Origin of the sequence: Paraburkholderia hiiakae, assembly GCF_904848665.1 — a bacterium.
In the GTDB taxonomy this organism is placed as follows: domain Bacteria; phylum Pseudomonadota; class Gammaproteobacteria; order Burkholderiales; family Burkholderiaceae; genus Paraburkholderia; species Paraburkholderia hiiakae.
Genome location: NZ_CAJHCQ010000015.1, coordinates 152,121 through 162,715, shown reverse-complemented (window position 1 = coordinate 162,715; position 10,595 = coordinate 152,121). Strand labels below are relative to the sequence as shown.

The following is a 10,595-nucleotide window of genomic DNA, read 5'->3' as shown; positions in this document are numbered from 1 at the left end:
GCTCGACTCCTTACTGGTCGCCAGGCACTTCGGGCCATAGCAGCGGGTTCGGGCTCGCGCGACGGTAGCCCGCGTCGCTCATCAGCAGATCGAGCGTGATGCTCGCGAGGTCGTCGGCAAGCGGCTCGAAGTCGAGATCCTTTTCCTGATAGCCGATCTTGCGATACGTCTGGCACTCGTCGCACGATTCGGCCTTGAGTGCAGCATTGCCGCCTTCGATGCCGTGATACGCAATGCCCTTGGTCGAATCGCAGTTCGTGCACTTCACCCGCACCACGTGTGCCTCGGTCCCGCACAGGCCGCATTGCACATACCGATAGCCCTGATACGCGCCGCCAATGCGCACGATGCTGGCAACGGGCGGCGACCCGCACACGGGGCATACGCCCGGTGCGTCGACATAGGGAATGTCCCGCACGTCGATGCGGCTCGCGAGGTCGGTCCACACCACCTGCAGCGCGGCCATGATGAACGGCGCGGTGGCGGGTGCGATTTCGGTGTAGCGCTGCGCGAGGATCGCGTCGGCCTGGGCGTCGAGCTGCGTATCATTCATGGCGCGCAACTCACCGAGCACTTTCGCGAGCGCGGGCGCAACGATGCCCGCGGCTTCAACTCGCTCGGCGAGACGGTATAGCACCGCGCGCCATTGCGGATCACGCTCGCCCGAAAGCGCCGGCAGTATCGGCATGCAATGATGCTGCGCGTTCGCAACGGCTTCGCGCGAAGGCATGGTCGCGCTGCAATGTTCGAGCGCTTCCTGCTGCGCATCGACGAGCGCCGCCATCAACCGCACGTAGCCGCCAATAGGATTGTGGTCCGCGAGATGCCGCAGGCGCACGGCGCGCGTGCTGAAAAAGGCAAAGCGCTCGGGCAGACGGATGCGCGGAATGGCCGAAGGATCGAGCGACTCAATTTGCTGCGGGTCGAGAATGCGTTGCGTCACGAAGGGTCTGCTCCAGAACGGCTTCACGAAGAAAAAACCGCCGTGCCCTTGCGGGCGCCGGCGGTTTGCCGCTCGCGCCGCCACGGCCTTTACGGCCGGGCGGCGCGCAGCCTGTGCGTTACTTGATGCTCTCGCGGAACCAGCGCGGATGATGCTTTCTCGCCCAGCCCCAGGTGACGTAACCGCGCGTCATGGCGCCGATCGACCCCTTCACCCACAGCGCTGCATAAATATGGATGATGATGCCGCATATCAGCACGAACGCCGCGATCGCATGCACCACCGAAGAGAGCCGGATAATCTCGATCGGGAAATAGAACGAGAAATATCGCCGCCAGATCACGATGCCGCTCAAGAGCAACAGCACGAGGCAAACCACCATCGTAAAGAATAACAGCTTCTGTCCCGCATTGTATCGGCCGATCTCGGGCAGCCTGTCTTCGCGGTTGGTCAGCACGTCGCCCATCTGCTTCATCCACTGGATGTCGTCTTTGTCCAGATAATTGTGGTGCCAGAAACGCAGCGCAAGGATCAGGAACGAGACGAACATCACGACGCCGATGAACGGATGCAAAATGCGCGTCCACTGACCGCCGCCGAGCACTGCATAAAGCCACGACATGGCCGGATGAAACATCGCGAGTCCCGAGAGCGCGAGCAGGATGAAGCAGATCGCGGTGATCCAGTGGTTGCTGCGCTCGTTGGGCGTGTAGCGCTCGATCAGTTGCGGTTCATCGTCTTTCATCGTTGCGCTCCTCGGGTGGTTCGCCACGCATGCGCCGCGCCTCGTCGCGCGCGGCAATTTCATCTTCTTCCGTGACTTCGTTCGGGCCGATGCGCGTGTAATGGAAGAAGCCGGCCAGCGCCGTGAGCGCCATCACGGCGAGCGCGACGGGCTTGGCCACGCCCTTCCAGAGCCGCACCATCGGGCTGATGCGCGGGTTGTCGGGCAGGCCGTGATAGAGCGAGGGCTGGTCCGCGTGATGCAGCACGTACATGACGTGCGTGCCACCCACGCCTTGCGGATCGTAGAGCCCCGCGTTTTCGAAGCCGCGCTCCTTGAGGTCGACGATGCGCTCGGCCGCGTGCTGCTTCATGTCTTCCTTGGTGCCGAACACGATTGCGCCGGTCGGGCAGGTCTTCACGCAGGCGGGCTCCTGCCCCACGGCCACGCGATCCGAGCAGAGCGTGCATTTATACACGCGGTGCTCGGTCTTCGAGAGGCGCGGAATATTGAAGGGACAGCCCGTTATGCAATAGCCGCAGCCGATGCAGTTTTCCTCGTGGAAATCGACGATGCCGTTCGTGTACTGCACGATCGCTCCCGGCGACGGACACGCCTTCAAACAACCTGGATCCTCGCAATGCATGCAGCCGTCCTTGCGGATCAGCCATTCGAGGTTGCCGTCCGGGTTCTCCCATTCCGCGAAGCGCATCACGGTCCACGAGTGCTCGGTGAGATCGTGCGGATTGTCATAGACGCCCGTATTGACGCCGATTTCGTCGCGCAGATCGTTCCACTCCATGCACGCCGTTTGACAAGCCTTGCAGCCAATGCACTTGGTCACGTCGATGAGCTTCGCGACCGTGCCCGTGACCGGCTCGCGCACTCCGGGCGGTGGCGTGGTGGTCGCCGAAAGGCGTCTGACGTCGAGAGATTGAAATGCCATGGTTCGCGTCCCCCTATGCCTTTTCGACCTTCACGAGGAACGACTTGAACTCGGGCGTCTGCGAATTGCCGTCGCCCACGGGTGGCGTAAGCGTATTCGTCAGATAACCCGGTTTCGTGAGCCCCTTGAAACCCCAGTGCAGCGGCACGCCAACGGTATGCACGGTCTTGCCTTCGATGGTGAGCGGCTTGATGCGCTTGGTCACCACTGCCACGGCGATCAGATAGCCGCGATTGCTCGACACCTTCACACGGTCGCCCGCCACCACGCCCACCTCCTTCGCCAGCGCCTCGCCGATTTCGACGAACTGCTGCGGCTGGATGATCGCGTTCAATCGCGCATGCTTGGTCCAGAAGTGGAAATGCTCGGTCAGGCGATACGTGGTCGCGACATGGGGAAACTGCTGGGCGGTGCCGAAAGTCTTGCGGTCGTCCGGAAACACACGCGCCGCTGGATTGTTCGTGGCGAGCGGATTGTTCGGATGGAACGGGTTATATCCGAGCGGGTTCTCGAACGGTTCGTAGTGCTCAGGGAACGGACCTTCGTTCATGCCGTCGCGTGCAAAGAAACGCGCCACGCCCTCGGGGTTCATGATGAACGGCCCCATGCCCTGATCGGGCGCTTCGTCCACCTTGTAGTCGGGTATGTCCGGACCCGTCCACGCGCTGCCGTTCCAGCCGATCAGCTTGCGAGTGGGATCGAAGGGCTTGCCCGCCGTATCGCACGAGGCGCGGTTGTAGAGCACGCGCCGGTTCACGGGCCAGGCCCAGGCCCAGTTCAGCGTCTGGCCGATGCCTGTCGGGTCCGAGTTGTCGCGCCGGCCCATCTGGTTGCCCGCCTGGGTCCATGCGCCGCAGAAGATCCAGCAGCCGCTCGACGTCGTGCCATCGTCCTTCAGTTGTGCAAAGCCCGCAAGCTGCTCGCCCTTCTTCACGAGCACCTTGGTGGTGTCCTTCGCATCGGTCTGGTCGGCGAGCGCACGGCCGTTGTATTCCTTCGCGAGTTCTTCCGGCGTGGGGCTCGCAGGATTCGAATACGGCCAGTCGAGCTTGACGATCGGATCGGGCAGCTTGCCGCCGTCCTTCTGATACGCCGCGCGAATGCGCAGGAACAGGCCCGACATGATTTCGAGATCGCTCCTCGCCTCGCCCGGCGGCTCCGCGCCCTGCCAATGCCACTGCAGCACGCGGCTCGAACTCACGAGCGAGCCGTTCTCTTCCGCAAAGCACGTGGTCGGCAGGCGGAACACCTCGGTCTGGATCGAAGCGGAATCGACATCGTTGAAGTCGCCGTACTTCTTCCAGAACTCGGAAGTCTCGATGGCGAGCGGGTCCATGATCACGAGCCACTTGAGCTTGCTGAGCGCCGAGAGCGTCTTGGCCTTGTCAGGCGCGGACGCGATAACGTTGAACCCCTGGCAGATGTACCCGTTGACCTTGCCCTGATTCATCAACTCAATGGTCTGCAGCAGGTCATACGGCTTGTCGAGCTTCGGCAACCAGTCGTAACCCCAGTTGTTGTCCTTCGTGGCCGCGTCGCCCCACCACGACTTCATGAAGCTCACGAAAAACGCGCCGTAGTGCTGCCAGTAACTGAGCTGATTGGGTCGCATCGGCTGCGATGCGCGCTTCTTGATGTAGTCGTCGTAGTCCTGCTCCGCTTCGAACGGCAGCGTCATGTAGCCCGGCAGCAGGTTCGACATCAGCCCGAGGTCTGTGAGCCCCTGGATGTTCGAGTGGCCGCGCAGCGCGTTCATGCCGCCACCCGCAATGCCGATGTTGCCGAGCAGCAGCTGGACCATCGCGCCGGTGCGGATCATCTGCGAGCCGATCGAGTGATGGGTCCAGCCGAGCGCGTACAGGATCGTGCCTGCCCGGCCCGGCTCGGCCGTGCTCGCGAGCATTTCGCACACCTTGAGGAATTTGTCCTTCGGCGTGCCGCACACCCTCTCGACCATATCGGCCGTATAGCGCGAATAATGTTGCTTGAGCAACTGGTACACGCAGCGCGGGTTCTGCAGCGTGTCGTCCGTTTTCACGAAGCCGTCGTCGCCGATCTCGTAGTTCCACGACGATTTGTCCGCATACGAATGCTTCTGCGGATCGTAGCCCGAGAAGATACCGTCGTTGAACGCGTAATCTTCGCGCACGATGAACGAGAAGTCGGTGTAGTTCTTGACGTACTCGTGCTGGATCTTGTCGTTCGTGAGCAAATAGTTGATCACAGCACCAAGGAACGCGATGTCCGTGCCGGTGCGGATCGGCGCGTAGAAGTCCGCGACCGATGCCGTGCGCGTGAAGCGCGGGTCCACGACGATAAGCCGCGCCTTGCGGTGCGCCTTCGCCTCCGTGACCCACTTGAAGCCGCACGGGTGCGCCTCGGCCGCATTGCCGCCCATCACCAGAATCACGTCCGCATTGCGTATGTCGACCCAATGGTTCGTCATCGCTCCACGGCCAAACGTCGGGGCAAGACCTGCCACCGTCGGGCCGTGTCAGACACGCGCCTGGTTGTCGAATGCGAGCAGGCCCATGCTGCGGGCCACTTTGTGGGTGAGATAGCCGACTTCGTTGCTGCCCGCCGAGGCGGCCAGCATGCCGGTTGTCAACCAGCGGTTCACGGTCTTGCCGTCGGCGGTTTTCTCGACGAAGTTTGCGTCGCGGTCTTCCTTTAGCAGCTTCGCAATGCGGTCGAGCGCGTCGTCCCACGAAATGCGTTTCCACTCATTCGTTCCGGCCGCGCGGTACTCGGGGTACTTGAGGCGGCTCTCGCTATGAATGAAATCGATCAGGCTCGCGCCCTTCGGGCACAGCGTGCCGCGATTGACGGGGTGATCGGGATCGCCCTCGATATGGATGATGCTCGTGGTCGCGTTCTTCGCGCCATCGCCGAGACCGTACATGAGGATCCCGCAACCGACCGAACAGTACGGGCAGGTATTGCGGGTTTCAGTGGTGCGCGCCAGTTTGTATTGTCGGACCTCGGCAAGCGCGTTGTCGGGTGCGAAACCCATCAACGCGAGGCTGGAACCCGCCAGCGACGTTGCCGTGACCTTGAGGAACTGACGCCGGGACATCTGCAGCATGATTCGTCCTCGGCTTGGTTGTGGGTTTTTTCAGTATAAGACGTTTTGGGAGACGGATCGCGCTGGATGTTCGCGAGCCTTGCACGCGTACAGCGCGAGGTCGCCCGGGAATTACGCTTGCTAATATTGGATGGCGAACGAGCCAGGTTTGTGACGAAAACGAACCACTAAAGAACCACTGCGGGGCGCTCCATCATGTCAACGCTTTCCACCGAACGACTGCAGTCCGCCGCACGCAAGGAAGCGTCGTGGGTGGTGGGCGCGCTGCGCCAGTTCATCGCCAACCGCTGCCCGTCGCTCGCGGCGAGCATCGCGTTCTACTCGGCGTTTTCGCTCGCGCCCACGCTCGTGATGGTGATTGCCGTGGCCGGCTGGTTCTTCGGCGACGATGCCGCGCGCGGCGAGCTCTTCCGCCAGGTCCACAACGTGCTCGGCAACGACGCGGCCGCGGGCATCACCACCATCGTGCAGAACGCGCACCGCGCGGGCGGCAAGGGCGGTGTCGCGGCGATCATCTCGCTCACCTTGCTCGTGATCGGCGCGTCCGCAACCTTCTCCTCGCTCAATTCCGCACTGAACATCGTCTGGCCGCCGGACGGGCAGCATCCCTCCAGCGTGATGGCGCTCGTGCGCGTGCGCCTCATTTCATTCAGTCTCGTGCTGGGCGTCGCGTTCCTGCTGATCGTCTCGCTCGTGCTCGACACGGCCATCACCTTCGTCGGCCAGTGGCTCTGGGGCAATTCCCCTTATGTGATCATCGGAAACCTGATGCAGTTGGCCGTGGGCCTCGTGGTGCTAGCCGTCGCATTCGGCGCCCTGCTGCGCTTCCTGCCCGACGCCGACGTGCGCTGGCGCGACGCGATGGTGGGCGGCATCGTCGCGGCAGTGCTGTTCTCGGCGGGCAAGAAGCTGTTCGCGCTCTATCTCGCGCACGCGGGCATGGCAACGGCCTTCGGCGCCGCCGGCTCGCTCGCGGTGCTACTCATGTGGCTCTATTTTTCGGCGGCGGTGCTCCTGCTCGGCGCGGAATTCTCGGCGGCGCGCGGACGCATGCACGACCCGCGCGGCGCTTGGGGTTTCCTTGAGGAAACACCGCCCGGCAGCCGCGCCAAGCTGGCCTCGGTGCTCGCCGCTTCCACCATTGTCGCGCGGCACGATACGAAGCATGCGGACCGTCCTGCCGCTGCCCCGGCACCGTCTGCCGTGCCGATCGGAAACGGCAGTGCAGCGGCCACAACAATGCCGGCGGCTCTGGCGGCGGCCGTTGCGGCAGACAAATCGACACTATCGGAAACTCCGCTCGGCGCGGTCGGGCAAGCGAGTGCGCACGGTGGAGCGTTCGGGAGGCTGAAATCGGGACTGCAGATTCGCCGTTCAGTCGTGCGCATGGAGGACAGCGCCACCTACGCGGCTGCGCTCACGCTGGTCCAGGCGGGCCGCACAGTGGCCGCCGCCGACCGCTATGTGAAGCGCCATCCGTGGGGTTCGGTGCTGTTCGTCGCGAGCGCCGCGCTCGCCATGACGGCCGCCGGCAGGCGCCGTGCCCCCCAGGAAGCAGCGCCGATCGAGACTGCTACCAAAGGTCGCAGCAATCCCAAAAAATAACGGTCGTTTACGGAACTTTTATCAAAAACAACAATAATGCTCGGTCAACAATCCAATATTTCTAAAATCGGCATAATCGACGGAGGCCCCGTCTGACAAGGGATTCTGGCCGGTGTCAGGTTTTCGCGACAAACTTTATTTTTTCAGTTCAGGTCGCTTGGCCTGCTGCGTTATTCTCCATCGCGCAACAACTACACAATTTCTGCGTGGAGAAAACAGAATGAAACGAGTCGCTCTCTCGACCCTCTCGCTGGCCCTCTTGGCCGCAGCTGGCACCGCGCACGCTCAAAGCAGCGTGACCCTTTATGGTGTGATCGACGAATCGATCCAGTGGGCCCACAACACGCAAGACGCCAACGGCGCTAACAAGAACCTGGTCGCCCTCTTCGGCGGCAACATTTCGGGTAACCGCTTCGGCCTGAAGGGTACGGAAGATCTGGGCGGCGGCCTGAAGGCAATTTTCCAATTGGAAAACGGCTTTGACATCAACTCCGGCAAGCTCGGTCAGGGTGGCCTGATGTTCGGCCGTCAGGCATTCGTCGGTCTGACGCACGAGCAGTACGGTACGGTCACGCTCGGCCGCCAGTACGACCCGCTGGTCGACATGGTTCAGCCGCTGACGGGCGATAACTACTTCGGCAGCACGTTCGCAACGCCGGGCGACGTCGACAACAACGACAACAGCTCGCGTACGAACAGCGGCATCAAGTACGTTTCGCCGGTTCTGCAAGGCTTCCAGTTCGAAGGCATGTATGCTCTGGGCGGCGTGGCTGGTTCGACCGGTTCGGGTCAGAGCTGGGGCGCAGCTGCTACGTACGGCATCGGTTCGTTCAACGTCGCCGCTGGCTACTTCCGCATGGACAACGCCTCGTCGCTCGCTTCGCGTACGACGACGACCGACGGCGTGACCTCGGTGGGCTGGGCGGGCAGCGCAACCTCGGGCGCTATGTTCGACAGCCAGATCAACTCGGCCTACGCTTCGGCCAAGTCGGTTGGCACCGCTGCAATCGCTGCGCAATACGTCGCAGGCCCGTTCACGTTCGGCGCACGTTACAGCAACGTTCAAGTCCGTCCTGACGGCTTCTCGACGTTCGATTCGACCCAGCGTTACAACGTCGCTGCTGGCTTCTTCGGCTACCAGCTGAACCCGGCCCTGCTGCTCGGCCTCGGCTACACCTGGACGCACGGCGCTGGCGATTCGTCGAATACGTACAACCAGGTTTCGATCGGCGCGGACTACAACCTGTCGAAGCGCACCGACCTGTACGGCGTCGCCGCATGGCAGCACGCCAACGGCCAGCAACCGGGCGAGCCGGCAGGCACGGCAGCCGGCGCATCGATCGGCTCGTACGGCTACAACTCGGCTTCGAGCTCGCAGACCCTGGTCAGCCTGGGCATCCGCCACAAGTTCTAAGCAACGCTTTACTCCGGGCTTCGGCCCGGCGCCGGAACTGGCTGACGAGCCATTCCGGCGAAGCGAGCGAGACCACGCAGCTAAAAACTACACGCTGCACAAACCAGCCTCGGGCGCAAGCCCTGGCTGGTTTTTTTATGCCCGCGGGGTTTTGGAAGCAATCCTCCAGGGCGGTTCGCGCAAGGCCGCGTGTGTGCACGGCCTTGCGCCGTTTACAGGCCTTTTACTGCGGCCTTTTACGGCGGCCTTTTACTCGAGTGAAAGGCTCAGCGTAGCCGCGCCAGCGCGGCGGCGGCATGCCACACGAACGCGTCGCTCAACGCCGTTGCTGCGCGATGCGTGCCGCGCACGACATGGAGCGCGCTCGACAGCGCGGGCGTGAAGCGCTTCACGCTCACCCGCGCGCTCGCGTGCTGGGCCGTCAGCGCATCGACGAGCGCGATGCCCATTCCCGCCTCCACCATCGCCACGACGGATTGCGCGAGCGCCGCTTCGATGCCTGGCTCGCGCACGACCCCGCATTCGGCAAAGAGCCGGTCGATGGAGAGGCGCGCCTCGCTCGCCGCAGCAAACGAAATGAAGCGTTCGCCCGCGCAGTCTTGCGCATGAATCACGCGCTTGCGCGCGAGCCGGTGTCCGCGCGGCACGATGCAGCGCAGCGGCCATTCACCCAGATACTCCAGACGCGCGCCAGGATGCACGACAGCCTGCGCCACGAAACCGAGATCGCAGCGTTGCGCCGCCACGCGTTCGGCAACCTCGGCGGCTTCGCCAGTCATCAGTTCGAGATCGACGCCCTCGTGCTCGCTCGCGAACGCAGCGGCCACGCGCGGCAGAAAGTCGGCGCAAAGATCCGCTGAAGCGGCGATACGCACGACGCCGCGCCGCTGCGCGCGAATCTGCGCGGCCGCCTGGGCCACGCGCTCGAAGCCGAAGAACGCGCGCTCGACTTCGTCTTGCAGCGTATGCGCCTCGACGGTCGGCAGCAAACGCCCCTGGCGTCGCTCGAAAAGCGCGAACCCCATCTTCGCTTCGAAGTCGGCAAGCAGACGGCTCACGGCGGGCTGCGAAATGCCGAGCGCCTGCGCCGCGCGAGTGACGGTGCGCCACTGCATCAATGCGCGAAACGCTTCCACCTGGCGCAAACTGAGGTCCGCTGTCGGCATAACACTCTATTATGGATTCACGAATATTCAGATGATCAGCATCGTTCTTATACGATACCGACAAGAATTATTGCCTGCTTTATGGCACATTGCACCGAATACGTGACCATAACATCAGAACATAGTGTAAGGCGTCTGTGCGCGTGGCACGCACCAAATGAAAATCCCCGTGGGCTCGACGCCAACGGGGATTTTTTGGTACTGACGGTAGCCGCTACCCGAAGGCCGCGGCTTGAAGCGCAATCAGCGCAATCAGGCTGCTGCTGCGTCCTTCAGCTTCTTCAGGGCGCGCGCCTTGATGCGAACCGATGCGGGCTTGGCCGGGAACCAGCGCTCTTCGCCCGTGAACGGATCCTTGCCGAAGCGCTTCTTCTTCGCCGGCACTGCCTGCACGACGATCTTCAGAAGACCCGACAGCGTGAATTCGCCAGCGCCCTTCTTGTGGACCGAACCGAGGATCGTGTCTTCCAGCGCGGCGAGCACGGCCTTGGCAGCCTTCGGCTCGACGCCTGCACGCTCAGCGACGTGGGTAGCCAGCGAGGCCTTCGTGAAGGTGTCCTTGATCGGCGACGGTGCGCCGGACGCCTTCACGGCGACCTTCTTAGCTGCGGCCGTCTTGGTGGCGGGCGCTTTCTTTGCGGCAACCTTCTTGGCCGGGGCAGCTGCCTTTTTGGCCACTTTCTTTGCGGAAGTCGGCATGTTTCTCCTACCA

At 62.9% G+C, this 10,595-nt stretch carries 8 protein-coding genes; 2 read left to right on the top strand and 6 right to left on the bottom strand.

The annotated features are described in order from the left end of the window. Window positions 1-10: 10 nt before the first annotated feature. From fdhE to fdnG, 4 genes are all read right to left on the bottom strand, one after another. The gene (fdhE, locus tag JMY28_RS26145) at window positions 11-943 is read right to left on the bottom strand and encodes a formate dehydrogenase accessory protein FdhE (RefSeq protein ID WP_201698785.1); all 933 of its coding nucleotides are present in this window, start codon (window positions 941-943) and stop codon (window positions 11-13) included. Between the two features lie 118 nt (window positions 944-1,061). Next, complete coding sequence (locus JMY28_RS26140) at window positions 1,062-1,688, bottom strand: formate dehydrogenase subunit gamma (protein WP_201698784.1); 627 nt, start codon at window positions 1,686-1,688, stop codon at window positions 1,062-1,064. Next, window positions 1,675-2,613 (bottom strand): formate dehydrogenase subunit beta, encoded by a 939-nt coding sequence (gene fdxH / locus JMY28_RS26135; RefSeq protein ID WP_201698783.1) that lies wholly within the window; start codon window positions 2,611-2,613, stop codon window positions 1,675-1,677. Before fdxH ends, JMY28_RS26140 begins: the two co-directional genes overlap by 14 nt. Before the next feature lie 13 nt (window positions 2,614-2,626). Beyond that, window positions 2,627-5,698 carry a formate dehydrogenase-N subunit alpha gene (gene fdnG, locus JMY28_RS26130; protein ID WP_201698782.1) on the bottom strand — a complete coding sequence of 1,024 codons (3,072 nt, stop codon included), beginning with the start codon at window positions 5,696-5,698 and terminating at the stop codon, window positions 2,627-2,629. A gap of 195 nt (window positions 5,699-5,893) precedes the next feature. Between fdnG and JMY28_RS26125 the strand changes: the two genes are divergently transcribed. Further along, window positions 5,894-7,303, top strand: coding sequence for a YihY/virulence factor BrkB family protein (locus JMY28_RS26125; RefSeq protein ID WP_201698781.1), 1,410 nt, complete (start codon window positions 5,894-5,896; stop codon window positions 7,301-7,303). 220 nt (window positions 7,304-7,523) lie between these two features. Next, the gene (locus JMY28_RS26120; protein WP_201698780.1) at window positions 7,524-8,717 is read left to right on the top strand and encodes a porin; all 1,194 of its coding nucleotides are present in this window, start codon (window positions 7,524-7,526) and stop codon (window positions 8,715-8,717) included. 266 nt (window positions 8,718-8,983) lie between these two features. Here JMY28_RS26120 and JMY28_RS26115 read toward each other — a convergent pair whose 3' ends face one another. Further along, window positions 8,984-9,883: a LysR substrate-binding domain-containing protein gene (locus tag JMY28_RS26115; protein WP_201698779.1), complete on the bottom strand. Its 900-nt coding sequence runs from the start codon at window positions 9,881-9,883 to the stop codon at window positions 8,984-8,986. A gap of 252 nt (window positions 9,884-10,135) precedes the next feature. Continuing rightward, window positions 10,136-10,582: an HU family DNA-binding protein gene (locus tag JMY28_RS26110; RefSeq protein ID WP_201698778.1), complete on the bottom strand. Its 447-nt coding sequence runs from the start codon at window positions 10,580-10,582 to the stop codon at window positions 10,136-10,138. Between the last annotated feature and the right edge of the window lie 13 nt (window positions 10,583-10,595).